23 protein-coding genes are annotated in these 22,942 nt (G+C 70.1%); 12 read left to right on the top strand and 11 right to left on the bottom strand.

Annotation, left to right across the window (positions count from 1 at the left end):
• Positions 1–18: 18 nt before the first annotated feature.
• The 5 genes from FHY03_RS06320 to FHY03_RS06300 form a co-directional block, all read right to left on the bottom strand.
• Positions 19–807 (bottom strand): F0F1 ATP synthase subunit A, encoded by a 789-nt coding sequence (locus FHY03_RS06320; RefSeq protein ID WP_183929560.1) that lies wholly within the window; start codon positions 805–807, stop codon positions 19–21.
• A gap of 28 nt (positions 808–835) precedes the next feature.
• Entirely contained in the window at positions 836–1,168 is a 333-nt protein-coding gene (locus tag FHY03_RS06315; RefSeq protein ID WP_183930339.1) for an AtpZ/AtpI family protein, read from the bottom strand.
• A gap of 162 nt (positions 1,169–1,330) precedes the next feature.
• Complete coding sequence (locus FHY03_RS06310) at positions 1,331–1,711, bottom strand: YdbL family protein (RefSeq protein ID WP_183929558.1); 381 nt, start codon at positions 1,709–1,711, stop codon at positions 1,331–1,333.
• Between the two features lie 5 nt (positions 1,712–1,716).
• Positions 1,717–1,905, bottom strand: a complete 189-nt coding sequence (locus tag FHY03_RS06305; RefSeq protein ID WP_132909268.1) for a YnbE family lipoprotein — start codon at positions 1,903–1,905, stop codon at positions 1,717–1,719.
• An 8-nt stretch (positions 1,906–1,913) separates the two neighbouring features.
• The gene (locus tag FHY03_RS06300; protein ID WP_311721325.1) at positions 1,914–5,012 is read right to left on the bottom strand and encodes a YdbH domain-containing protein; all 3,099 of its coding nucleotides are present in this window, start codon (positions 5,010–5,012) and stop codon (positions 1,914–1,916) included.
• A 98-nt stretch (positions 5,013–5,110) separates the two neighbouring features.
• Here FHY03_RS06300 and radC point away from each other — a divergent pair, with 98 nt between their 5' ends.
• Entirely contained in the window at positions 5,111–5,800 is a 690-nt protein-coding gene (gene radC, locus FHY03_RS06295) for a RadC family protein (protein ID WP_183920851.1), read from the top strand.
• A gap of 82 nt (positions 5,801–5,882) precedes the next feature.
• Positions 5,883–7,196, top strand: a complete 1,314-nt coding sequence (purB, locus tag FHY03_RS06290; RefSeq protein WP_183920852.1) for an adenylosuccinate lyase — start codon at positions 5,883–5,885, stop codon at positions 7,194–7,196.
• A 303-nt stretch (positions 7,197–7,499) separates the two neighbouring features.
• On the opposite strand, the gene FHY03_RS06285 is transcribed toward purB, so the two are convergent.
• Both FHY03_RS06285 and FHY03_RS06280 read right to left on the bottom strand, forming a co-directional pair.
• A complete protein-coding gene (locus FHY03_RS06285) occupies positions 7,500–7,988 on the bottom strand; it encodes a polymer-forming cytoskeletal protein (protein ID WP_260158742.1) in 489 nt (162 codons plus the stop codon).
• Positions 7,989–7,990: 2 nt separating this feature from the next.
• A complete protein-coding gene (locus tag FHY03_RS06280; RefSeq protein WP_183929556.1) occupies positions 7,991–9,082 on the bottom strand; it encodes a M23 family metallopeptidase in 1,092 nt (363 codons plus the stop codon).
• Between the two features lie 226 nt (positions 9,083–9,308).
• Between FHY03_RS06280 and FHY03_RS06275 the strand changes: the two genes are divergently transcribed.
• Complete coding sequence (locus FHY03_RS06275) at positions 9,309–9,839, top strand: molybdenum cofactor guanylyltransferase (protein WP_183929554.1); 531 nt, start codon at positions 9,309–9,311, stop codon at positions 9,837–9,839.
• Between the two features lie 10 nt (positions 9,840–9,849).
• Here FHY03_RS06275 and FHY03_RS06270 read toward each other — a convergent pair whose 3' ends face one another.
• Positions 9,850–10,572, bottom strand: a complete 723-nt coding sequence (locus FHY03_RS06270) for an FCD domain-containing protein (RefSeq protein ID WP_311721324.1) — start codon at positions 10,570–10,572, stop codon at positions 9,850–9,852.
• A 245-nt stretch (positions 10,573–10,817) separates the two neighbouring features.
• Here FHY03_RS06270 and FHY03_RS06265 point away from each other — a divergent pair, with 245 nt between their 5' ends.
• From FHY03_RS06265 to FHY03_RS06245, 5 genes are all read left to right on the top strand, one after another.
• Positions 10,818–11,960, top strand: coding sequence for an endo-1,4-beta-xylanase (locus FHY03_RS06265; RefSeq protein WP_183929552.1), 1,143 nt, complete (start codon positions 10,818–10,820; stop codon positions 11,958–11,960).
• Positions 11,957–12,871: a family 43 glycosylhydrolase gene (locus tag FHY03_RS06260; protein ID WP_183929550.1), complete on the top strand. Its 915-nt coding sequence runs from the start codon at positions 11,957–11,959 to the stop codon at positions 12,869–12,871. The genes FHY03_RS06265 and FHY03_RS06260 overlap by 4 nt, the downstream gene beginning before the upstream one ends.
• 189 nt (positions 12,872–13,060) lie before the next feature.
• Positions 13,061–14,242, top strand: a complete 1,182-nt coding sequence (locus tag FHY03_RS06255) for an HlyD family secretion protein (RefSeq protein WP_183920857.1) — start codon at positions 13,061–13,063, stop codon at positions 14,240–14,242.
• Position 14,243: 1 nt separating this feature from the next.
• The gene (locus FHY03_RS06250) at positions 14,244–15,824 is read left to right on the top strand and encodes an MDR family MFS transporter (protein ID WP_183920858.1); all 1,581 of its coding nucleotides are present in this window, start codon (positions 14,244–14,246) and stop codon (positions 15,822–15,824) included.
• Positions 15,824–17,362, top strand: coding sequence for an efflux transporter outer membrane subunit (locus tag FHY03_RS06245; RefSeq protein ID WP_183929548.1), 1,539 nt, complete (start codon positions 15,824–15,826; stop codon positions 17,360–17,362). Before FHY03_RS06250 ends, FHY03_RS06245 begins: the two co-directional genes overlap by 1 nt.
• 114 nt (positions 17,363–17,476) lie before the next feature.
• Here the strand turns inward: FHY03_RS06245 and FHY03_RS06240 are convergent, their stop codons facing one another.
• A complete protein-coding gene (locus FHY03_RS06240) occupies positions 17,477–18,382 on the bottom strand; it encodes a hypothetical protein (protein WP_183929546.1) in 906 nt (301 codons plus the stop codon).
• A gap of 227 nt (positions 18,383–18,609) precedes the next feature.
• Positions 18,610–19,206 carry a TetR/AcrR family transcriptional regulator gene (locus FHY03_RS06235; protein WP_183929544.1) on the bottom strand — a complete coding sequence of 199 codons (597 nt, stop codon included), beginning with the start codon at positions 19,204–19,206 and terminating at the stop codon, positions 18,610–18,612.
• A gap of 103 nt (positions 19,207–19,309) precedes the next feature.
• Between FHY03_RS06235 and ychF the strand changes: the two genes are divergently transcribed.
• Both ychF and FHY03_RS06225 read left to right on the top strand, forming a co-directional pair.
• Positions 19,310–20,410 carry a redox-regulated ATPase YchF gene (ychF, locus tag FHY03_RS06230; RefSeq protein ID WP_183929542.1) on the top strand — a complete coding sequence of 367 codons (1,101 nt, stop codon included), beginning with the start codon at positions 19,310–19,312 and terminating at the stop codon, positions 20,408–20,410.
• Entirely contained in the window at positions 20,407–20,775 is a 369-nt protein-coding gene (locus FHY03_RS06225) for a hypothetical protein (protein WP_183920863.1), read from the top strand. Before ychF ends, FHY03_RS06225 begins: the two co-directional genes overlap by 4 nt.
• On the opposite strand, the gene FHY03_RS06220 is transcribed toward FHY03_RS06225, so the two are convergent.
• The gene (locus FHY03_RS06220) at positions 20,742–20,999 is read right to left on the bottom strand and encodes a hypothetical protein (protein WP_183920864.1); all 258 of its coding nucleotides are present in this window, start codon (positions 20,997–20,999) and stop codon (positions 20,742–20,744) included. The two genes, FHY03_RS06225 and FHY03_RS06220, sit on opposite strands and share 34 nt — an antisense overlap.
• Before the next feature lie 76 nt (positions 21,000–21,075).
• Between FHY03_RS06220 and FHY03_RS06215 the strand changes: the two genes are divergently transcribed.
• On the top strand, positions 21,076–21,378 hold the full coding sequence (locus tag FHY03_RS06215; RefSeq protein WP_183929540.1) for a hypothetical protein: 303 nt from the start codon (positions 21,076–21,078) through the stop codon (positions 21,376–21,378).
• A gap of 52 nt (positions 21,379–21,430) precedes the next feature.
• Positions 21,431–22,894 carry a hypothetical protein gene (locus tag FHY03_RS06210; protein ID WP_183929538.1) on the top strand — a complete coding sequence of 488 codons (1,464 nt, stop codon included), beginning with the start codon at positions 21,431–21,433 and terminating at the stop codon, positions 22,892–22,894.
• Positions 22,895–22,942: the final 48 nt, after the last annotated feature.

Raw genomic sequence — 22,942 nt, 5'->3', positions numbered from 1 at the left:
AAAGGTTGGTGTGGAAACTCAGTGCAAGTTGACCGCGTCGTTGAGGTAGACGCTGGTCAGCAGCGCGAAAACATAGGCCTGGATCGCCGCGACCAGCAGCTCCAGCAGCGTGATCCCCAGCATCAGCACGAAGCTCGGCACGGTGATCAGCACCGCATAGCCCGGCCCGAGGTTGATGCCGTTGATGACGAAGGCGGCGAGCACCTTGAGCAGGATGTGCCCCGCGGTCATCGCGACGAACAGTCGCAGGCCCAGCGAGAAGGGGCGCACCAGGAAGCTCATCAGCTCGACCACGAAGATCAGCGGCACCATCAGCGCGGGCGTGCCGTGCGGCACGAACAGGCTGAAGAAGTGGAAGCCGTGGCGGCCGAAGCCGACGATCAGCACGATCGAGAAGCTGATGATCGCCAGCACGCCGGTGACGGTCAGGTGACTGGTGACGGTGAAGGGATGCCAGCCCGGCACGATGCCGACCGGCATGAGGCCGAGGATGTTGGCGAACAGGATGAACATGAACAGCGAGAAGACATAGGGCACGAAGCGCTTACCCTCGGGCCCGACGTTCGACGTCAGCATGTTCTGGACGAAGCCGGTGAAGCCCTCGACCGCGGCCTGCCAGCGGCCGGGGACGAGCTCGCGCTTCATGCCGCCCAGCATGAAGAGCCACAGCACGACCAGCGTGATCACCATCCATAGCGCGGAGTTGGTGAACGACAGGTCATAGCCGCCCACGATCCAGCGCTGACCGAGCACGGGCTCGATCAGGAACTGGTGCATCGGATCGATCTTGCCGCCTTCTGCCGCCACGTGCTGGTCCCTGCGCCTATAACATAGATCAAGCGCCCGGATTGTCCGGACGCTTGGTCGTCAACCGAATGATCTGCCTGAACGCCACGCCGATCCCGAGGAACAGCATCACGATCAGCACCCAGGGCGTCGTGCCGAACCAGCGGTCGAGAAGCCAGCCGATCAGCGCCGAGCCGACGAGACTTCCGATGAGGGCGGCGAGCACGCGGTTGCCGAGCGCGTAGCCCGCATCACCCCCGTCGCGCACAGCCCCCGTGCGAACCGCCTCGTCCCGGCGCGCCTGCCTCAACCGATCATCGAGCGAAGTCAGGCGCGGGTCCGCCGCGTCGTGGAAATCCCGTCCGGGGCCGTTCTCCGCCACGCCGCCACCCTCGCCCTGAAGTTCGTTGACCAGGAGAGAGTGCGCGCGAGCGGCGAGCAGCCCCGCCAAGGCGCCGTCCGGTTAGCCGGGGGGTCCGGGAGTGTCAACCTGTGTGGACGCGGGGTTAACGGAGGTTGCGCGGTGCCCTGTCGCGATCGCGCCTCACACGCAGCGCGAGTCGCGCTGCGGTGCGCCGGCGCCGCGCGTCTGCCAGCTGCCGTCCGGCGCCTTGTACTTCTCGCCCGCCTGCGTCTGCGCGATCAGGTTGCAGCCGCTGGTGAAAGCGAGCTGCTCCACCGTCGCGCCGCTGGCCTGCGCCTTCTGCGTATAGGCCGCCTTGCGCTGGATGTTGATGTTGCTCACCAGCGCGCGCAGCTCGGCACTGCCGCCGCCGACCACGCCGAGATAGCCGTCGGGCTGCTCGCCGACCTGGCCGGCGGCGCGCGCCGCGGCGTAAGCGGGATCGCGCTGCGCCAGCGCGGCGGTGGAGAGGCCGGCGAGCGTCACCGCACCGGCGAACGTCAATAAGGCCTTCATCGTCATCACCTTCAGAAGATCCCCGGGTTCTGCTGGATCAATGTCTTTGCCTCATTGTCGAGGCGATAGACCACTTCCTGCGTCACGTTGATGTTGAGGTTTATCTGGATCGGCTTGTCGGGCGCGGAGATGTTCACGCACCCCGCGGTGGCCGCCACCAGCGTCGCCGTCGTCATCGCGGTCAAGATCGGGAGGCGCATCGGGTTCGTCAATCCTTCTTCGGTTCTGTCACGGGGGCGCTTGCGGGAGCCTGAACGGCGCCGCCGCGGCGGTTCTGCTCCTCGATCAGCGCCTGGAGGTTGCGCTTTACCAGCCGCTGCGGGTCGTAGAAGCTCGCCGCCGAGTCGATGAGGCCGCGGAACGGCGCGCGGATAGTGATGTTGAAGCGGATCGGCAGCCGTGTCAGGCGACGCAGCAGGAAGTTGCTCTCCGCCCCCTGCCCCTGCCGGATCCCGGCGAAGCGCACGCCCGTGACCATCTCGCCCGCGAGCGGCCCGTTCATTTCCACCGCCAGGTCGCGATAGGTCAGCGAGCGCAGCGACTGGAAGGCGAGATTGCCCCAGAAACCAAGGTCCTTCTCGGTCAGCTCGCCGAGATAGGCGATGCTGCCGCCGCCAGCGCGCGCGACCAGCCGCCCGTCCTCGATCCGGCCGCCGCTCGCGTCGAACAGCATCGGCAGCACGCCGTCGAACGTGCCGGTCGCGCTCAGGTTCTTGAAGTCGAACTGCTGCAGGAACTTGCCCGCGTCCATCCGGTCGACGCGGAAGGTCAGCCGGCGCGACTGGTCGGTGCCGAAATCGAGCAGCGTCGGCTCCAGCGTCAGCGTCCCGCCAGCGAACGGCCACCGCCCTTCGGTGACGCGGACGCGCGTGTTCGGCAGCGTCTGGTAGATGATCCGTCCGTCGGTCACCGGCACGCCCGGGTTGATCGAGCGCACCGTCGCGACCTGGTCGGGCGCGCTCTCCAGCGCGAGCAGGTCGGTGAAGCGGATCGTCCCCGCCACGCCCTCGACCGGGCCGAACGCGGCGGCGAGATCGGTGCCCGGCGTGGTGAAGCTCCCGGTGCTGGTCACGCCGTCCGGGCTCCAGGTTATGTCACCCGCGCCGTTCACCGTCCCGCGCACGTCCGCGATCACCCCGAAGGTGAGTCGGGTGAGCTTCTCGGGCTGGAGCTTGTCGCCGAAGGTGATCCCCGGCACCGCGAGATGCGCGCTGCCCGTGCCGGCGGCGAGCCGGTGATCGATCGTGACGTCGGCGACCCTGGTACCGGTCCCCGGCTCTTGGAGCGTGCCCGCGGCGGTGATGGCGCCGTCGCGCAAGGTCAGCCTGACATCGCGCGCGGCGAGCGGTTCGAAGCGCGCGGGCGTGGCCTGATCGGCGACGGTGAGCGCCCCGTCCAGCGCGAGGGCGCCGCCATCGAACCGCCATCGCCCGTCCGCCGCGCTCATCACCAGCGGCACGTTGGCGATCGCGCCGCCCGCCCCGGTGAAGCGCCCCGTCACGCCGTCGCCGCCGAGCGCACCGTCGAGCCGTGCGGCGTCGATCCGGGTGACTCGATCGGGCGGGCCGATCAGCGCCATCAGGTCGCTCACCGCGAAGCCGCGATCGGCGAGCCGCAGCCGCGCGTCGCCAGCCGTGAGCCGCAGCGGCGTACCGCCCAGCGCACCGTGCAGCGCCAGCCGCTCGATCCGCACCCCGCCGCTCACTTGTCCGTCCGTCACCCGAACCAGCGCGCCGGTGAGCGGGCAGAGCGTCAGCGCGGTGCGGTCGAGCGCCAGGCTCGACACGACGAGACGATCGAATCGCAGCGGCGCGCAGCCCGGCACGAGCGTCAGCCCACCGCCGCGGCCGAGCAGTGCGTCGAGCGGCAGGCCGAGCCGCTCGACGCGCCCGCCCGGAAGCGGCCCCGACAGCGTCGCGCTGGTGCGAAGCCGGACGCCATCACGCGTGGACGAGAAGGTAAGCGGGGTAAGGTCCAGCACGGCGTCATGTCGGGCGTAGCGCGCGATCGTCGCTGTGCCTTCCACCGCCGCGCCCGGCGCTGCCTGCGTCAGCCGCACCTCCGTCGCGGGCAGCCCTCCGCCGCCGAGCGTCAGCCGGCCGGCGAGTCGCGGCCCCGCGGGATGGCCGAGCACGATGCCGCCCTCGTCGAATGCCGCGCGCGCGCCGGTGGCCGCGACAATCTCGGCGCGGTCGATGGTCAGAAGCGTCGTCGCCCCGCTCGCCAGCGCCAGATCGGCGGTGACGCGCATCCGCCGCGCCGCGGTGTCGAGGTCCTGCGCGAGCGCGTCGGCGAGCGGCTCCAGCGGCGTGCTGACCGTCGCGTCGCGTAAGATCCGCAGCCGCGCCCGCTCTTTCGACCCGAGCGCCACCGCCTCGGCGTCGAGCCGGCCGGCGATCGTCGCGCCGCGCCCGGCGAGCCGCCACGTGCCGGTGAAACGGGTCGCGCCGCCGCTCGCCGTTGCCGCGTGCAGCCGCGCCGCGGTGAGGGCGAGCGTCCCGCCGCTGCGCTGCGAGTCGCCGGCGAAGCTGACGGTCCCACCCAGCCCGTCGAGCCGCCCCACCGCCGCGGTCACCCCCGCCGCACTCAACCGCGCACTGCCGCGCCATTGGTCGAGCGCGGGCGAGAGCGCGGCGTCGAGCGTGACGGTCGGCGCGACCAGCTGCGCGCCCGCACAGTCGAGTGCCGCGGCCCGGACCGGTCCGACGAGCCGTGGCGCCTTGTCCACCACCCGCACCGACACGCGCGCGTCGAGCCCGCGCAGCGCGCAGCCGCCCGCGTCGAGCAGCGGCGCGGCGGCGAGCAGACGACCGCTGAACCCGCCGTCGAGCCGCCCGCGCCCGTTCAGCCGAAGTGCCACCTTCCCCTGCGGCGTCGACAACGCGACCCGTGCGTCGGCGACGTCGAGGTCGATCGCCGGCAGCGCGAAGCCGCCGCCCGAGCCGGCGGGCAGCAGCCGGTCGATCGCGCCGAGCGACAGCTTGCCGTCCGCCAGCCGCGCCGACAGGCGGACGCGCCCCGCACGCACGCCGACCAGCTTCGGCCCGGCGAGACCGATGTCGGTCTCGGTCTCGACCCAGTCGGCGACGAGATCGGGTGCGCGCGGGTCTCCGATCACCACGCCGGTCAGCCGCTGGCGGCCGAAGCCCAGGTCCTCGATGGCGTAGCGGCCGGCGACACCGCGTCGCGCCAGCTCGCGATCGATCACGTGAGTCGCGATCGGCACGCGCGACAGCCACAGCGTCGCGCCCCCGGCGAGCGCTAGTCCCGAAACCGCGATCAGGGCGCGACGACGCGCGCTGGTCACCTCGGATCTCCGTCGCGCGTCATTCGATCGCCAGCATAGGCCGCCGCGCCTGCCGCGCGCAATTGCGCACGATCGCGCGCTCGCCTAGGCGACCCGCGATGGTCGACGAAGAGATCGCCGCGAGCGACGTCCAGGGCCACCGCAAGCGGCTGCGCGAGCGGTTGCTCCTCGATCCCGACGGGCTGCACGATTATGAGTTGATCGAGTATCTGCTCGGCCTCACGCTCCGGCGCGTCGATACCAAGCCGATCGCCAAGGAGCTGCTGCGTCGCTTCGGCAGTCTGAACGCCCTGATGAACGCGGATGCGATGGCGCTGACGCGGGTGGAGGGCCTCGGCGACGTGAGTGTCGCCGCGCTGCGCATCGCGCGCGCCACCGCGCTCCGCCTGCTGCGGGAGCGCGCCACCGCCGCGCCGATCCTGTCGAACTGGCAGGCGCTGGCGGACTATCTTCATGCCGATATGGCGCACGACACCATCGAACGGTTCCGTGTGCTCCATCTCAATACGCGCAACATGATCATGCGCGACGAGGTGATGGCGCAGGGGACGATCGACCAGGCCGCGGTGCACGTGCGCGAGGTGATCAAGCGCGCGCTCGACACCGGCGCGGCGGCGCTGATCCTGGTCCACAACCATCCCTCGGGCGATCCCTCGCCTAGCCGCGCCGACATCGACATCACGCGCGCGATCGTCGCGGCGGCGCGACCGCTCGGTATCTCGGTCCACGACCATGTGATCGTCGCGGGGTCGGGGCAGCTGAGTCTGCGCGGGCAGGGGCTGATCTGAGCGACCGCCGCGCCATTTGCCCCCCACGCCGCACGCTGCTACCCGCCCGCGCATCTTCCCGCCTCGCTCCAGGACCGCGCGCATGATCCCCCGCTATTCCCGCCCCGAGATGACCGCGATCTGGACGCCCGAGGCGCGCTACGCGATCTGGTTCGAGATCGAGGCGCACGCCACCGAGAAGCTCGCCGAGCTCGGCGTCGTGCCGCAGAGTGCCGCCGACGCGCTCTGGGCGTGGTGGGCGACCAAGCCCGCGATCGACGTCGCCGCGATCGACGCGATCGAGGCCGTGACCAAGCACGACGTGATCGCCTTCCTCACCTGGGTGGCGGAGCAGGTCGGCGACGAGGCCCGCTTCATGCACCAGGGCATGACCTCGTCCGACGTGCTCGACACCACGCTCGCGGTGCAGCTCGCGCGCGCCGCCGACCTGCTGCTCGCCGATCTCGACCGCCTGCTGGCGGTGATCGAGCGCCGCGCGCGCGAGCACAAGCTGACGCCGACGATCGGGCGCAGCCACGGCATCCACGCCGAGCCGGTCACCTTCGGGCTCAAGCTGGCGCAGGCCTATGCCGAGTTCGCCCGCTGCAAGACCCGCCTGATCGCGGCGCGCACGGACATCGCCACCTGCGCGATCTCGGGCGCGGTCGGCACCTTCGCCAACGTCGACCCACGCGTGGAGGAGCATGTCGCCGCCGCGCTCGGCCTGGCGGTCGAGCCGGTGTCGACCCAGGTGATTCCGCGCGATCGCCACGCCATGTTCTTCGCGACACTGGGCGTGATCGCCGGATCGATCGAGCGCGTCGCCACCGAGGTACGCCACCTGCAGCGCACCGAGGTGCTCGAGGCGGAGGAATATTTCTCGCCGGGGCAGAAGGGCTCGTCGGCGATGCCGCACAAGCGCAACCCGGTGCTGACCGAGAATCTGACCGGGCTGGCGCGCATGGTGCGCGGCTATGTCACGCCCGCGCTGGAGAATGTGGCGCTGTGGCACGAGCGCGACATCTCGCACTCATCGGTGGAGCGGTACATCGGGCCGGACGCGACGATCACGCTCGACTTCGCGCTCGCGCGGCTGACCGCCGTGATCGACAAATTGCTCGTCTATCCCGAGCGGATGCAGAAGAATCTCGACCGCATGGGCGGCCTGGTCCACTCGCAGCGCGTGCTGCTGGCGCTGACCCAGGCGGGCGTGAGCCGCGAGGACGCCTATCGACTGGTGCAGCGCAACGCGATGAGGGTATGGGAGTCGGACGGGGCCTTGTCGCTCCAGGAGTTGCTCAAGGCCGATCCCGAGGTAACCGCGGCGCTCTCCGCGGCCGAGATCGATGACAAGTTCGACCTGGGCTATCACCTCAAGCACGTCGACACGATCTTCGCGCGCGTCTTCGGCGCCTAGCATCGCGGCGCCATGGCGGGCGATGAGCCCGCCGGTGGGGCCCTTCGCCTGCTCCACCTCAGACACTGGCAGTTTGCGTCTGTGGAAAGCTATGCAACGCTACCTCGTCACCCCAGGCACTTCGAAAAGCTTAGGAGAGGCTTGCCCCCGGACTCATCGTGCCGCGTACACCTAGGTCATCTTCGCGGCACCATAAATCCCCGATCAGGTCCGGGATGACGACGGGGCACCAAGCGCACTGTAGATGAGAGCGTCATATCCGATCACCCTGCCTGCGCGTCGGAGGACAGGGCACCGGCACGCTCAGTCGAGGTAGCGCTCGTCCTCCTCGATCTCCGCGACATAATCCTCTTCCGGCGCGGCGAGCTCGGGCGGCACCACGATCGTGCTCTGCGCCGAGAAGCGTCCCTCGACCTGCGCACCGTTCTCGACCGCCAGCGTGCCGTAGCGGCAGTCGCCGAAGATGCGCGCGCTCCGCTCGATCACGAGATTGTCGGCGTTGATGCTGCCCTCGACCTGGCCGGCGATGCGCGCTGACTTCGCGACGATGTTGCCGCAGATCACGCTCTCCGCGCCCTGGACCAGCGTGGCGCACTCCAGATCGCCGTCGATCCGACCGTCGATATGGATGTCCACCGTCGCCGAGACGTTACCCGTCACCACGACGTCGCCGCCGATCAGCGAGAAGGGCGTGTGCCTGGCACCGGTCGCGGGTGCGGGCGGCACCAGCGCGGCGGCGCGCGTGGGCGGCGGCGGAGGGGGCGGTGCGTGCCGGCTGCCGAACATCGACATGATCATCTTCCTTTCGTGTCGCCGAAGGCGAGGAACGGCTGCGGGTTCACCGCAGTCCCGTGGAGGCGCACCTCGAAATGGACGTGGGTGCCGGTGGACCGGCCGGTCGAACCCATGCGCGCGATGCGCTGGCCGCGCGTCACCTGCTCGCCCACAGTAACGTCGGCGCCGGAGAGATGGCCGTAGCGCGAGGCGATGCCGTTGCCGTGATCGATCTCGATCAGCCGGCCGTAGCCCGCGCGCTCGCCGACGAAGCTGACCTGACCCGCCGCCGCGGCATAGATCGGCTCGCCGTAGCGGCCGCGGAAGTCGAGCCCGGCATGGAAGGTCGGACGGCCGGTGAAGGGATCGGCGCGCACCCCGAAACTGCTGGTCTGGCTCGAGTCGCGCGTGGGGCGACCGGACGGCACCGCCGCTGCCGCCTGCCCCACCGCGGCCCAGTGCACCACCGAGGTCGCGAGCGTCTCCAGCGCGGCGGGCACCGCGGTACCGTCGTCGGGCCAGGGGATAAGCGGCCCTCCTTCCGCTCGCCGACCGCGTGCGGCAAGGCGCTCGCCGTCGAGCCCGAGCCTTTGCAGCGCCTCGGTGCGCCGCTCGCGATCGGCGTCGAACGCCCCGGCGAGCCCGCGCGCGAACGCCTGCTGCGCCGCGTCGAGCGCGCCCAAGGTCTTGTCGCCCTCGCGTATAGGCGGCTCCAACCCGTGACGGACTACCGGCTGTCCCAGCTTGGAGGCGACGAGCTGCTCGATCAACCGCTGGCGCCGCAGCAGCTCGCGGATCGCTGCCGTGTCACGTGGCACGGCAGGGGATGGCGCCGCATTCGGGTGAATGACGGTGGGCGGCGGTGTCAGGACCGCGACGCGCGGCTCGCTCCGATCGGGCGCTGGCGCACGCAGGCTCCACACCACCGCGGTGAGCGTGCCGCCGCCCCAGATCAGAAGCACCAGCGCGCCCGCGGCAACGGCCCGCAGCTGCGTCCGCCGCGTGATCCGGATGAAGCGAACGCGCCCGTCGGAGCGGAGGAACAACTCGCGGTCGACGAAAGTCTGTCGCGACCATGCCGCGATCGCCCGCCACGAGCCGTTCTCCGACAAAAGACGCCATCCCGCCGTTGATCCCGCGACGCGCCTAACAACCGGCCCCGCGGTAAGCCAATCCGTCCCGCGCGATTCTCACCAGAACGGGCCAGCTGCCGGCAATCGACTTCACGAGAACTACTTCAAATACGAGCTAATACTCCGCATCGGTGCGCGGGAACTCTCCCGTGGTTGACGAACCGAACACGCTTTCCCTCAAGGCCACGGGGCGCGACAAGGGCGCATGACCAGAATCCTCGGTGCCGTCCTCGCCGGCGGCCAAGCGCGCCGGTTCGGCAGTGACAAAGCGCTCGCATCGCTCGACGGCACCGCGCTGCTCGACCACGCGCTGGCGAGCCTGGCGCCGCACGTCGCTGCGCTGGTGGTGGTCGGGCGCATATCGGCACCTGTTCCCGTGGCGCCCGACCGGCCGCACCCTGGCCTCGGCCCGCTCGGTGGCGTCGCGGGTGCGCTGGCGTACGCCGCGGCGAACGGCTTCGACGCGGTGCTGACCACCGCCTGCGACACGCCCGCGCTACCTTCGTCGCTCATCACCGCGCTCCGCGCCAGCGGGGCTGCGCATGCCGCGGAAGCGCCCACCGTCGGCTATTGGCCGGTGACGCTGGCCGAGCGGCTCGTGGCGCATCTCGCCGCCGACGGCGAGCGCTCGATCCGGCGCTGGGCGGCGGGTGCCGGTGTGTTGGCGGTCTGCCCCGGCATCACGCTGGCCAACGTCAACACGCCCGACGACCTGGCGCGGCTCGCGCGCCGCTGAGCCCCGCCGCTCAGCGCGCCGCGGCGACCTCGCGCTCCTTGGCCTCGACCTGGTCGATCAGCGTGAGCACGTTCACGATAAGGACGCGCATCGCCGCGCGCGCCGCCTCGGCGTCGCCCGCCAGGATCGCGTCGCGCACCGCGGTATGTTCGGCGATGCTGGCCGACCGGCCCGAGATCCGGTTGGTGAAACGAATGGAGGTCCGCAGCGCCGTCTCGACGATGTCGCGCAACCGCGTGAAGAACGGGTTGTTCGAGGCGCGCAGCACCGCCACGTGGAAGGCGAGATCGGCGTCGAGCGTGTCGTCCTCGCCCCGTTCGGCGGCGCGCATCCGCTCCAGCCCGGCGCTGATCGCCGCCTGCTGCTCGGCCGTGGCGCGCTGTGCCGCCAGCGCGGCGCCCTCGGGCTCCATCGCGATGCGCAGCTCATTGAACTGGCGCAACAGCTCGATCGAAAGCTTGCGCTCGAGCAGCCAGCGCAGCACGTCGGGATCGAACAGGTTCCACGCGTCCTGCGGGCGCACGAAGGTGCCTTGTTTCGGACGCGCGCCGAGCAGGCCCTTGGCCGCGAGCATCTTGACCGCCTCGCGCGTGACCGAGCGGCTGACGCCGTGGGCCTTGACGATCTCGGCCTCGTTGGGGAAAGGTCGGTCGGCATAGTCGCCGACCACGATCGCGCGCCCGAGCACTTCCTGCAGGCCGTAGGTCAGGTTGCGACCGAGTTCATGCTGCACTGGCGGAGCCCCGTAGCTGACGCGGGCACCGATCGGCCCAACGCGCGACACTAGCTGACCTTATCCGCATCGAGAAGATTAATCATGCATGGGATGGCGCAGCGCGGGACGCGGCTGTCGCATGCACGCCATCAGCAAGGCTTTGATATGATTATACCGCTTTTCTGCTCGCCGGCATTCGGCTAGGTTGCGGATCTACCACGCAAGGCCTTATTCCTGCGTGATAAAATAAGAGAGGAGACGAGATGATCCGCCACCTGCTGCTCGCCGGCGCGACCGCCGCCGGCGCCCTGATCGGGTTGGCTGGAGCGCTTCCCGCGAACGCGCGCGCGATGTGGTCGAAGGACGAGGCAAACCGCTGGTACGGCGGTCAGCCGTGGCTGGTCGGCGCCAACTACACCAACCGCTCCGCGATCAATCAGTTCGAGATGTGGCAGGCCAACACGTTCAACCCGCAGCAGATCGACCAGGAGCTCGGTTGGGCGCAGGCGATGGGGATGAACGTGATGCGCGTCTACCTCCACAACATGCTGTGGGAGAATGACGCCGCAGGGCTCAAGCGACGCATGACGCAGTTCCTCGACATCGCCGAGCGTCATCACATCCGCGTCATGTTCGTGCTGTTCGACAGCTGCTGGGATCCCGACCCGGTCGCCGGGCCGCAGCGCCCGCCGATCCCGGGCGTGCACAATTCCGGCTGGATGCAGGCGCCCGGCGCCGCACGGCTCGCCGACGCCAGCCAGTATGGCAAGTTCGAGGCCTATGTGAAGGACGTCGTCGGCACCTTCGCGCGCGACAAGCGCGTCGTCGCCTGGGACGTGTGGAACGAGCCCAACAACTCGGGCGGCGGCAACTACAAGCCCACCCTGCGCAAGACCGAGCTGGTCGCCGGGCTACTCGGCCAGGTGTTCGACTGGGCGCGCAGCGTCGACCCGACCCAGCCGCTCACCAGCGGCCTGTGGACCGGCGAGAGCTGGGACCGGCAGGACACGCTCGACGCGGTCGAGAAGATTCAAGTCGCGCAGTCCGACGTGATGAGCTTCCACGACTATAACTGGCCCGAGCAGTGGGAGAAGCGCGCGCGTCAGATGGCGAGCTATGGCCGGCCCGTGCTGTGCAGCGAGTATATGGCGCGCGGCAACGGCTCCACCTTCGACGGCTCGCTGCCGCTCGGCAAGAAGCTCAAGGTCGCGATGTTCAACTGGGGCTTCGTCGACGGCAAGACCCAGACGCGCATGCCGTGGGATAGCTGGAAGAAGCCCTACACCTATGAGGAGCCGACGGTTTGGTTCCACGAGGTGCTGCGCGCCGACGGCGCGCCCTATCGCCCAGCCGAGGTCGAGTTGATCAAGCGGCTGACGACCGAGGCCAACGGCGCGCCGCGGTGAGGCGTGGCGCGCCAATCGCGCTCGCGCTCGCGCTGCTCGCCGGCTGCGCGACGCCCGCGCACAACCCGCTATTCGCGGGCGCCGATCCTGCGGTGCTGGTCGAGCATGGCACCGTGCGCCTGTTGCCGACCGGCGGGGGCGACACGCTGCGCGGCTGGGTGCGCGAGCGCGGCCGCTGGCGCGCCGGGCCGCCGCTGATCGCGCTCGCCGATATCCGCTGGGCGCCCGACGGCGCGCCGCGCCACTTCCTCTGGGCGCCCGATATGCTCGCGGCCAACGGTCGCTACTACCTGTATTACGCGATCGGACCGCAGAACCCGACGCCGAGCCGCATCGGCGTCGCCACCGCGGTTAGTCCGGACGGCCCCTTCGTCGACTCGGGACGTCCGCTGCTCACCGGCGGCGCGGGGTTCGAGGCGATCGACCCGGCGGTGTTCGCCGACCCGCGTGACGGCCGCACCTATCTGCTCGCGGGCGGCAGCGCGGGTGCGCGCCTGCGGTTGTTCGAGCTCGCGCCCGACCGAGTCTCGATCGCCCGCGAGCTGCCGGTCACCCAGCCGCCCGACTTCACCGAGGGCGCCTATCTGCACGAGCGGGACGGCACCTATTACCTCTCGTACAGTCACGGCCGCTACGATCACGGCGACTATTCGGTCCACTATGAGACCGCGCCGAATGTGGCCGGTCCCTGGACCTATCGCGGTCGGCTGCTCGCCAGCGACTCGCGCTACAAGGGGCCGGGTCATCACAGCTTCTTCCGCGATCCAACGGATGGGCGGTGGAAGATCGCCTACCATCGCTGGGAGCATGTCAGCGGCGACGGTCCCTACCGCGGCGAACGCCAGGTCGCGATCGAGACGATCCGCTACCTGCGCGACGGCCGCATCGCGCCGATCCGGATGACGCCTTAAGTTTCTCAGCTCCTGTCCGCTCGCAACAAGGAGACGAGACGTCCCGCAGCCTTCTCCGGCCGCCACGTTACGTCGCGACGGCTTCCCCTTGCCACGGAGCACAACCGGACATATTGTCCGCTTACAACGACTCGCAGGCCGCCCGCGGATGCTCTCCGCGGGCGGCCTGCTGCTGCTGGACGAGACGACATGGCGGAACAGGCTGCGCACCAGAATGACACGCCTGGGGAGGAAGCCGACAACAAGGACGTGGACCAGCCGGCACCCGCCAAGCGCAAGCTGAGCGGCCGTGCCAAGACGATCCTGATCGCGCTCGCGCTCGGCGCGCTGGCGGGGATCGCGATCTGGTACCTGCGCTACGAGAGTCACGGGAAATATCTGCAGGACACCAACGACGCCCAGGTGCGCGCCGATATGGTCGTCGTCGCGCCGCGCGTCGCCGGCTATGTCGCCGAGGTCTTCGTGCAGGACAATCAGGACGTCCGTGTCGGGCAGCCGCTGGTCCGCATCGACCCACGCGACTCGCGCGCTCAGGCGGCGCAGGCCAACGCGCAGATCGCGGTCGCCAACGCGCAGGCCGACAGCGCCCGCGCGCAGGTCGAGGAACAATATGCCGCGATCGACCAGGCGCAGGCGCAGCTGACCGCCGCTCAGGCACGTGCCGCGCACGACGCTGCCGAAGTGCGGCGCTACCGTCCCCTCGCCGCGTCGGGCGCGGAGAGCCGCGAGCAGCTCGCCTCGCTCGAGCTCGCCGCACGCCAATCCGCCGACCAGGCGCGTGCCCAGGCGGCCGCGGTGGAGATGCAGCGCCGCCGCGTCGCGTCCTACGAGACCCAGATCCGCCAGGGCCTGGCGCAGGCACAGGCGGCGCGCGCGCAGCTCGCCTCGGCCAACGTCAACGTCGGGGCCACGCTGATCCGCGCCGCGATCAACGGTCGCATCGGCGACAAGACGGTGGAAGTGGGTCAATATGCGCAGACCGGCACGCGGCTGATGTCGCTGGTGCCGCTGGACCGCTTGTACGTCACCGCCAATTTCAAGGAGACCCAGCTGGCGCTGATGCGGCCGGGCCAGCCCGTCGAGATCAAGGTCGACGCGCTCGACGGCATCACGCTGAAGGGCCGCGTCGCCAGCTTCTCGCCGGGCACGGGCGCGCAATTCTCGCTGCTGCCGCCGCAGAACGCGACGGGCAATTTCACCAAGATCACGCAGCGCGTGCCGGTGCGGATCGAGCTGGAGGCGACCCCCGAGGTGCGGCGCCTGCTCGTCCCCGGTTTGTCGGTGACCGCGACGGTCGACACGATCTCGGCCAAGGACGAGATCGACCGGCTGCGCGACCGTCAGCAGCAGCTCAACCAGCGGGAGCACTGAGGTGGCGAGCGCGGCCGCGCCGCGGCGCGGCGCTTCCCCGAGCTCAGCGCAGGCCGCGCCGCAGCGCGCCGACCTCGCGGCGTGGCTGGCGGTCGCGGCGGGCACGCTCGGCGCCTTCATGGCGACGCTCGACATCTCGATCGTCAACTCGGCGCTGCCGACGATCCAGGGCGAGATCGGCGCGAGCGGCACCGAGGGCGCCTGGGTGGCGACCGCCTATCTGGTCGCCGAGATCGTCATCATCCCGATGTCGGCCTGGCTCACGCGGCTGCTGGGCTTGCGCACCTTCCTGCTGATCGCGGCGGTGCTCTTCACGATCTTCTCAGTGCTGTGCGGCACCGCGGACACGCTGCCGCAGATGATCGTCGGGCGCATCGGCCAGGGCTTCACCGGGGGCGCGATGATCCCCACCGCGCAGACCATCATCGCGCAGCGCCTGCCGCGCGAGCAGCAGCCGATCGGCATCTCCGCTTTCGGCATGACCGCGATCCTCGGCCCCGTGCTCGGGCCGCTGGTGGGCGGCTGGCTGACCGAGAACATCAGCTGGCATTATGCCTTCTTCATCAACCTGCCGATCTGCGCGATCCTGGTGGTGCTGCTGCTTGTCGGATTGAAGCACGAGAAGGCGCAGCTGCACCTGATCGGTGAGGCTGACTGGCTCGGCATCCTCGGTCTGGCGCTCGGACTCGGCGGGCTCACGGTCTTTCTCGAGGAGGGCCAGCGCGAACAATGGTTCTCGTCCGAGCTGATCCGCTACATGGCCGCCATCTCGCTGCTCGGCTTCGCGCTGCTGATGGCGGGGCAGTTCCTCGCGCGGCGACCGATCATCAAGCTGCGGCTGCTGCTCGACCGCCAGTTCGGCTCGGTCGCGCTGATGGGCATGGTGGTGGGCGTCGTGCTGTACGGCACCTCCTACGCCATCCCGCAGTTCCTCGCCGCGATCGCGGACTATAACGCGCTGCAATCGGGCAAGGTGGTGCTGCTGTCGGGCATCCCGAGCTTCTTCATGATGGCGATCGTGCCGATCCTGCTGCGCCACGTCGACGTGCGGATTGCGGTCGGCGCCGGGTTGCTGATCATGGGGACCTCGGCGCTGCTCGACTCCACGCTCACGATCGACGCGGTCGGCGCCGACTTCGTCGAGTCGCAGCTGCTGCGCGGCGTCGGCCAGATCCTCGCGATGCTGTTCCTCAGCCAAGCAGCGGTGCGCTCGGTGCCGCCGGTCGAGGCGGGAGACGCCTCCGGGCTGTTCAACTCGGCGCGTAACCTGGGCGGCAGTTTCGCGCTGGCGGGGATCTCGGTGATCCAGGACCAGCGCAGCTGGTTCCACAGCCGCCGCATCGAGGAGACGCTCAACGCCAACTCGGTGATGGTGCAGGATTATATGAACGGCACCGCGCAGTCGCTGGGCGGCCGGTCGACCGCGCTGCGCGCGCTCGGCCAGCAGATCCAGGGACAGGCGCTGGTGATGACCTATAACGACATCTTCTGGATCATGGGCATGGGGACGCTGGCGGTGCTGCCGCTCGTCCTGTTCCTCCGCCCGCTACCCAAGGGCGCCCCTCCGGCGGCGACACATTGATGCGACACGCTCCCCTCCCCGCTCTCGCGCTGCTCCCGCTGGCCCTGCTCGGCGCCTGTACCGTCGGCCCCGACTATCACGGCCCGCCCGCGACCGCGGCGGACGCGGTGCAGCGCGGCAGCTTCGTCCGCGCCGCGGACCCGGCGCTCCGTCCCGGGCCGGGCGTGGCACGCTGGTGGGAGGGGCTCGGCGACGCGACGCTGACCGCGCTGGTCGACGACGCGCTCGCGCACAGCCCGACGATCGACGCGGCGCAGGCGCGCATCCGCGAGGCCGGCGCGCGGCTGCGCACCCAGCGCGCCAACCAGCTGCCGAGCATCAGCCCGAGCGCGACCTATCTCCACGCGCGGCTGCCCGGCACCGCGCTCGGCGGCGGCAGCGACGGCAGTGGGGACGCAAGCGGCGAGTCGTCGTCGGGCGGCTCGGACAGCAGCGCAGTCGACTTCTACAATCTCGGCGGCACGGCCTCGTGGGAGCCCGACCTGTTCGGGGCGCGCCGCCGCGGCATCGAGGGCGCACGCGCGACGGTGGAGGAGCGCTTCGCCGACTTGGCCGACGCGCAGGTGAGCCTCTCTGCCCAGGTGGCGCAGGCCTATGTCGGCCTGCGCGACGTGCAGGAGCGGGTGCGACTCAACGCCGAGTCGAGCCGGTTGCAGCAGCGCCAGCTCGAGCTCACCCAGCAGCGCTACGCCGCCGGCGCGGCGTCGCAGCTCCAGGTCGAACGGCTACAGAACCAGCTCGAGAGCACCGACGCGCAGCGCATCCCCCTCGGAGCGCAAGTGGCACAATATCTCGACCAGCTCGCGGCACTGACCGGCCGGACTCCCGGCGCGCTCGACCAGACACTGACGACCGCCATGCCCGTGCCGCTGCCGCCGTCGGAGGTGCCGATCGGCGATCCTGCAGCGTTGATCGCGCACCGGCCCGACATCCGCTCGGCCGAGCGCGCGCTCGCCGCCAGCAACGCGCAGATCGGCATCAACACCGCCAAGCTGTTTCCGTCGCTGAGCTTCCTCGGCATCTTCGGGCTCGGCGGCACCAACATCGGCGACGTCGTCGATCCGAACAAGCTGACCGCGCTGGTCGCACCGATGCTGAGCTGGTCCTTCCTTGACTTCGGCCGCACCCGCGCCGCGATCGACCAGTCCGAGGCGCAACGCGACGTCGCCGCCGCGCAGTACCGCCAGCGTGTGCTCGAGGCGTTGCAAGATGCCGAGACCAGCCTCTCGCGCTTCGGCAACACGCGGCTGCAATATGCACAGTTGCTCCGCGCCGAACAGTCGGCCGCGCGAGCGGCGACGCTCAACGGCCAGCGCGTCGCGGCCGGGACGAGCAACGTCATCGATCAGCTCGACGTCGAGCGCCAGCGCCTCTCCGCGGCCATCGCGGTGGCGCAGGCCAAGGCACAGCTGACCGACAGCTATATCACGGTGCAGAAGAGCCTTGGTCTCGGCTGGAGCGAGGCGACTTCCTCGACGCCTGCCAGTGGTGAGCGATCCGGGCAGAGTGACACGAGCACGCCGCACGCAGGCGGCTGACCGCCAATTTCGCCATGGGTGAGGGAGGCTCGGCCTTCGCGATCGTTCGCCGCGCGGGAAGCGCTCAACGGGACCCCGACATCCTGTCTTCGAGGAAGCGTGCCGGGACGTCGCTCACGCTACGCTGACTTCCATCATGGTTAACAGCCCCGCCTTGCCCAACGAGGCGGCGATCGCGCTCGCATCCATACGGGCGGTGGCGTCGATCTCGCCGTGCCGCCGCTTGGCGCGATGACCCGCGCGCCGCAGCGAGCGGATCAGGCTGGCGGCGTCATTCGCCACCGCGTCTGGACCATCGCTCGTGTCAAACAGGGGAAGCAGCGCTGACGAGCGCTTCACCAGGGTCGTGCTGAGCTCGCGAAGACTGTGCGCCTCCCCCGTGCCGCGGACCGAGGCCGCCGCGCGCGCGACCGCTTCCGCATCGCCCGATGGATTGTCCAGAGTCGACGGCGCCGACTGAAAAGACATTTCCACCGCCGCTTCGCCGGCCAAGGGCGGTGCGTCGTCTTTGTGCGGTGTTTGCGGGAACAGGATCGGGACGAAGTCGATGACGCCGACACCAGCACTCCCGGCAGTGGCGCAGTCGCGCTCGGCCGCGGTGATGGCACGCGCAAGATCTTCGAGTTCGTCCGCCAGCGCGAGCGCCGCGCCGCGATCGCCGCGTAGGATCGCCGCCGTCGCCTGCATCTTGAGCAGCATCAGCTTCTGCCGCAGAGCCTCGAGGGCACGCGCGGCTAGGTCCCTGCGGTTCGACTCGGCGAGTTTAGCGAGACGAGCCGCTACCTCCTCCATCACGGCCAGACGGCGCTTGACCTCTCCGTCATCATGGTGGGTCAAGGGCGACTCCGTCGCCGCCATACCGCTGGCGGCCAACCGTGACGGGCGCGAATGGGATTCCAGCAAGGTCGCGTAGGACGCCCGCCCCCATTCGCCGCGCGCGAACGCAAACGCCGAAGGATCAACATATTCCGGCACATGTTGCGCGGGCCGTGCCGCACTCACTGCTGTCACGATGCTCATGGTCGCTCCCCGATCTGCTCCCGACCCTGGCCGGGTTGACTATACAGCGGAGCCTGTCGACGAACATCAGAAACAAACTATGCCGCGCGAGGTACTCCGTAGCTGTACGACTATATAGAAGAACAACGCCTGTGCGGGATAGGGTGCGCGCCACCAGATTCACCATTATGACGCAACGACGCCGCCCCAACCGACTAAGTTCGGCAATTGCAAGGGAACAGATACTTCTAATATCTTGATATTGATCGAGGCCGTAATCCCGCCAGCAGCAGCCGCAGCGCATCGTCGACCTGCTGGCGTCGCTCCGCCGCATTGTTGTGCTTGAGCAGCAGTCCGCTTAGCATCCGCATTGCCAGCACCAGGTCGCGCGCCCCGAGCTCGGGCGCCAGCATGCCGTCGCGGTGGGCACGTGCGGCGATCGGCTCGAACAATCGCTCGAGCCGCTGCCGCAACCCGTCGAAGGCGGCGCGATCGGCACCGTCGCGGGGCATGTCGAGCGCGAGCCTGGCGAACAGCGTCGCGGTCTCGGCACCGTCCAGGACGACCTGGGTCAGCGCTTCGTCGAGCGGCAGCGCCGGATCGAGCCGCGCGCGCATGCGCTCGATCTCCTGCTCGAACACCGCCAGCGCCAGCGCCATACGGTCCTTGAAATTTCGGTAAAAGGTGCCGCGCCCCACGCCAGCGGCGTCGGCGATATCCTCCAGCGGCACGAAATAGCCCGCGCGCGCGAAGCACAGCCGCGCCGCCGCGATCAGCGCGTCGCGGCGCGCCTGCGCGTCGCGGCGCAGGGGGCGCACCGCCGCCACGCTGATCTCGTCGCTCATGCGCTCCTGTTAGAGGCTGCGCGGCGCCGGGGAAAGCATGGCCTAGCCAGCGGCGCGCCCCTCGCCTATCTGGCGCGCTTTCCCCATCACACAGGTTCTTTCCATGGGTTTCCGCTGCGGCATCGTGGGCCTGCCCAACGTCGGCAAGTCCACCCTCTTCAACGCGCTGACCGAGACGGCCGCGGCGCAGGCCGCCAATTACCCGTTCTGCACGATCGAGCCGAACGTCGGCAACGTCGGCGTGCCCGATCCGCGCCTCGCCAAGCTGGCCGAGATCGCCAAGTCGGCCAAGGTGATCGAGACCCAGCTCGGCTTCGTCGACATCGCCGGGCTGGTACGCGGCGCCAGCAAGGGCGAGGGGCTGGGCAACCAGTTCCTCGGCAACATCCGCGAGGTGGACGCGATCGTCCACGTGCTGCGCTGCTTCGAGAATGACGACATCCAGCACGTCGACAACCGCGTCGACCCGATCGCCGACGCGGAGACGGTCGAGACCGAGCTGATGCTCTCCGACCTGGAGAGCCTGGAGAAGCGCGTCCCCAACCTCGCCAAGAAGGGTCAGCAGGGCGACAAGGAGGCCAAGCTCGCCGCCGTCGTGCTCGGCCGCGCGCTCGACCTGCTGCGCGACGGCAAGCCCGCACGGCTGACCGAGGCCAACGACGCCGAAGAGCTGCGCGTGCTCGACCAGGCGCAGCTGCTCACCGCCAAGCCGGTGCTGTACGTCTGCAACGTGAACGAGGAGCATGCCGCGGCGGGCAACGATTATTCCGCGCGCGTCTTCGCCAAGGCCGCGGCGGAGGGCGCGCAGGCGGTGGTGGTCTCCGCTGCGATCGAGGCCGAGATCGCGACCATGCCCGCCGACGAGCGCGGCGAGTTCCTGTCCGAGCTGGGACTGGAGGAGACCGGGCTCGCGCGCGTGATTCGCGCCGGCTACGAGCTGCTCCACCTGCTCACCTTCTTCACCGTCGGGCCGAAGGAAGCGCGCGCCTGGACGATCGAGGCGGGCTCCAAGGCACCGCAGGCGGCCGGCGCGATCCACTCCGATTTTGAGCGCGGCTTCATCCGCGCCGAGACGATCGCGTTCGACGATTACGTCGCCTGCGGCGGCGAGGCCGGCGCGCGCGACGCGGGCAAGCTGCGCCAGGAGGGCAAGGAATATGTCGTCCACGATGGCGACGTGATGCTGTTCCGCTTCAACGTGTGACGTCGCCGCGTCCGGTCACGCTGGTGGCGCTCGGTCTCGCGATCGGCGCCGCCTTCCACGCCGCCGACGTTCTGCGTCATGGCTGGTGGCCCTATCAGTTCGGGCCATCGGGGTTTCGAATGTTCTGGAACGCGCTGTTGCCGCTCGACCTCACGGTCATCGCGCTGCTCGCATGGAAGCGACGCGTGGGCCTGGTGGCGGCGTGCGCGCTGATGACGGCGGACGTGGCGGTGAACGGCTATGCCTGGCGTGTCCTCGGCTATGACGCGTTCGCCGCGGCGGTCCCGATCCAGGTAGGATTCAGCCTCTTCGTGCTGATCGTCACGTGCCGCTATTTGGCGGGCGGGCCCTTCACCACTGGCTGATCCAGCAGATTGGCATAGGGCGCGCTGGCCGGGGCGCCGGGCGCGTCGCGCGGCTCCATCCACTCCGCCGCGTTACCGGGCGCGGGCGTGATCTGCATGACGGGCGTCTTGGGCGCGGGGCCGGTCGGGCTCGGCGCGGGCGCGGCCTGGTTGCCGCTACCTTCCTTGCCGCCGCTACCACAGGCCGCCAGCGAGAGGAGGAGCAGGAGAGGAAGCGTGCGCATGGTGGAACAAAGCGCCAGCGCGCCGCACGTTCCCGCCGGCTGGCGCGAGCGCGTGTGACCGGCTAGGGCGGCGGCGATGCTCCGGCTGCTCGTCTCCCTCCTCGCGCTACTGCTCGCGCTCCCCGCGAGCGCCGTGCCGGCGTGCCACGAGACCTCCACCACGGTGAAGGCCTCGATGCAGCATCACGGGCATCGGCCCGCCGCCCCCGCCACCGCCGACGCGCACGACTGCCTCGGCTGCGTGCCACCGCTCGATCTCGCGGGCGGCGTAATCGTGTCGCCGTGGCGACCGGCCGAGCGGCAGCGACCGCCGATGTGCGCGAGCATGACTGCCGGCGCGCTGCTGGTGCCGCTCTCGCCGCCCCCGCGCGGGGCGTGACTTACCGGGGCGTCGCGCCCCGGACCGTCACGTCTGCAATCGGAGAGTATCGATGTTCCGCCATACCCTGCGTGCCGCCACCGCGGCCGCTGCCTTGTGCCCGACGCTCGCGTCGGCGCAGCACCATCCGCCCGTCACCGCACCAACGCCCTCGCCCGCGCCCCGCCCGGCCCCGGGCGACGCCGACACGATGGACCACGGCGCGATGGGTCATGCCGCCGTAGCGCAGGACGCTGCCCCAACGTTTCACGGACACACCGGCATGAACCACGTTATGCCGGCGGTCACCGCGTCGGCCGCATGGCGGGACGCGTCCGACGACGCTCTGGCCCATGCGCCCGTGGGTGCCGCCATGGGCGGCATGACGATGGGCACCGCTGCGGGCTGGTACACGCCCGGCAGCGGCACCGCCCGCAATCCCGCCGGCGAGGGTCCGATGCGCGGCGCCATGCTCCACGCGGGGAACTGGATGGTGATGACGCACGGCTATGCCTGGGCGATGGCGACCGACCAGGGCGGGCGCCGCGGCGGCGACGGCGCCTATGTGCAGTCGATGGCGATGGTGATGGCCGACAACGACCTGAGCGATCGGGTTCACCTCCAGCTCCGCGGCATGGGTAGCCTGGAGCCGGCGATGGGCGCGCGCGGCTATCCCAACCTCTTCGCCACCGGCGAGACCGCGAACGGTCGCGCGCTCGTCGACCGCCAGCACCCGCACGACCTCTTCATGGAGCTGGCCGCGCGGGTCGACTATCGCCTCGGCGGCGACACCAGCCTGTTCGTCTACGCCGCGCCCGTCGGCGAGCCCGCAATGGGCCCGAGTGCCTTCATGCACCGCGGCTCGGCGCGCTACTTGCCGATGTCGCCGATCACGCATCACTGGTTCGACTCGACCCACATCACCTACGGCGTGCTCACCGCCGGCGTCTCGGCGCCGAAGCTCCAGCTGGAAGGGTCGTGGTTCAAGGGCCGCGAGCCCGACGAGCGGCGCTGGGGCTTCGATCCGGTGCGGCTCGACTCGTGGAGCGTGCGCGGCACCTGGACGCCCTCGCCCTATGTCGCGCTGCAGGTCAGCCACGGCCGGCTGAAGGAGCCCGAGGCGCTCCATCCCGGCGAGGACGAGGACCGCACCACCGCTAGCATGCAATATGCCCGCGCCGGGCTGGCGACGACGCTGGCCTGGTCGCGCAAGGACCGCCAGCCCGGCGACCTGCTCGACGCCTTCCTCGCTGAGGCCACGTACGAGCTGACGCCGCGCCATGCGGTGTTCGCGCGGGTGGAGAATGTCGCCAACGACGAGCTTTTCCCGGACCACGACGACCCGCTTCACGACCGACGCTTCCGTGTGACCAAGGCGGAGGCGGGCTATGCCTACCGGCTGCCGATCGTCGGGCCGCTCGGGGTCGCGCTCGGCGGGACGGTCGCGGCCTATGCCAAGCCCGCGGCGCTGGACGCGGCCTATGGCGACTCACCGGTGAGCTGGACGCTGTTCGCCAAGTTCGCGGTCGGGCTGTAGCGCGGCACATCCTCGTCTCGCGGCGCTCTCCTCGTCGCGAGACTTTTC

This window comes from Sphingomonas sp. BK345, from assembly GCF_014193845.1.
Taxonomy (GTDB): domain Bacteria; phylum Pseudomonadota; class Alphaproteobacteria; order Sphingomonadales; family Sphingomonadaceae; genus Sphingomonas.
The sequence above is the reverse complement of the archived record's forward strand: the minus strand, read 5'-3'. Positions and strand labels throughout refer to the sequence as shown.

Coding starts and splice junctions, on each gene's coding strand:
- FHY03_RS06310 (WP_183929558.1), bottom strand. CDS start 1,711: ATGACGATGAAGGCCTTATTGACGTTCGCCGGTGCGGTGACGCTCGCC.
- FHY03_RS06305 (WP_132909268.1), bottom strand. CDS start 1,905: ATGCGCCTCCCGATCTTGACCGCGATGACGACGGCGACGCTGGTGGCG.
- radC (WP_183920851.1), top strand. CDS start 5,111: ATGGTCGACGAAGAGATCGCCGCGAGCGACGTCCAGGGCCACCGCAAG.
- purB (WP_183920852.1), top strand. CDS start 5,883: ATGATCCCCCGCTATTCCCGCCCCGAGATGACCGCGATCTGGACGCCC.
- FHY03_RS06285 (WP_260158742.1), bottom strand. CDS start 7,988: ATGTCGATGTTCGGCAGCCGGCACGCACCGCCCCCTCCGCCGCCGCCC.
- FHY03_RS06275 (WP_183929554.1), top strand. CDS start 9,309: ATGACCAGAATCCTCGGTGCCGTCCTCGCCGGCGGCCAAGCGCGCCGG.
- FHY03_RS06265 (WP_183929552.1), top strand. CDS start 10,818: ATGATCCGCCACCTGCTGCTCGCCGGCGCGACCGCCGCCGGCGCCCTG.
- FHY03_RS06255 (WP_183920857.1), top strand. CDS start 13,061: ATGGCGGAACAGGCTGCGCACCAGAATGACACGCCTGGGGAGGAAGCC.
- FHY03_RS06245 (WP_183929548.1), top strand. CDS start 15,824: ATGCGACACGCTCCCCTCCCCGCTCTCGCGCTGCTCCCGCTGGCCCTG.
- FHY03_RS06240 (WP_183929546.1), bottom strand. CDS start 18,382: ATGAGCATCGTGACAGCAGTGAGTGCGGCACGGCCCGCGCAACATGTG.
- FHY03_RS06235 (WP_183929544.1), bottom strand. CDS start 19,206: ATGAGCGACGAGATCAGCGTGGCGGCGGTGCGCCCCCTGCGCCGCGAC.
- ychF (WP_183929542.1), top strand. CDS start 19,310: ATGGGTTTCCGCTGCGGCATCGTGGGCCTGCCCAACGTCGGCAAGTCC.
- FHY03_RS06220 (WP_183920864.1), bottom strand. CDS start 20,999: ATGCGCACGCTTCCTCTCCTGCTCCTCCTCTCGCTGGCGGCCTGTGGT.
- FHY03_RS06215 (WP_183929540.1), top strand. CDS start 21,076: ATGCTCCGGCTGCTCGTCTCCCTCCTCGCGCTACTGCTCGCGCTCCCC.
- FHY03_RS06210 (WP_183929538.1), top strand. CDS start 21,431: ATGTTCCGCCATACCCTGCGTGCCGCCACCGCGGCCGCTGCCTTGTGC.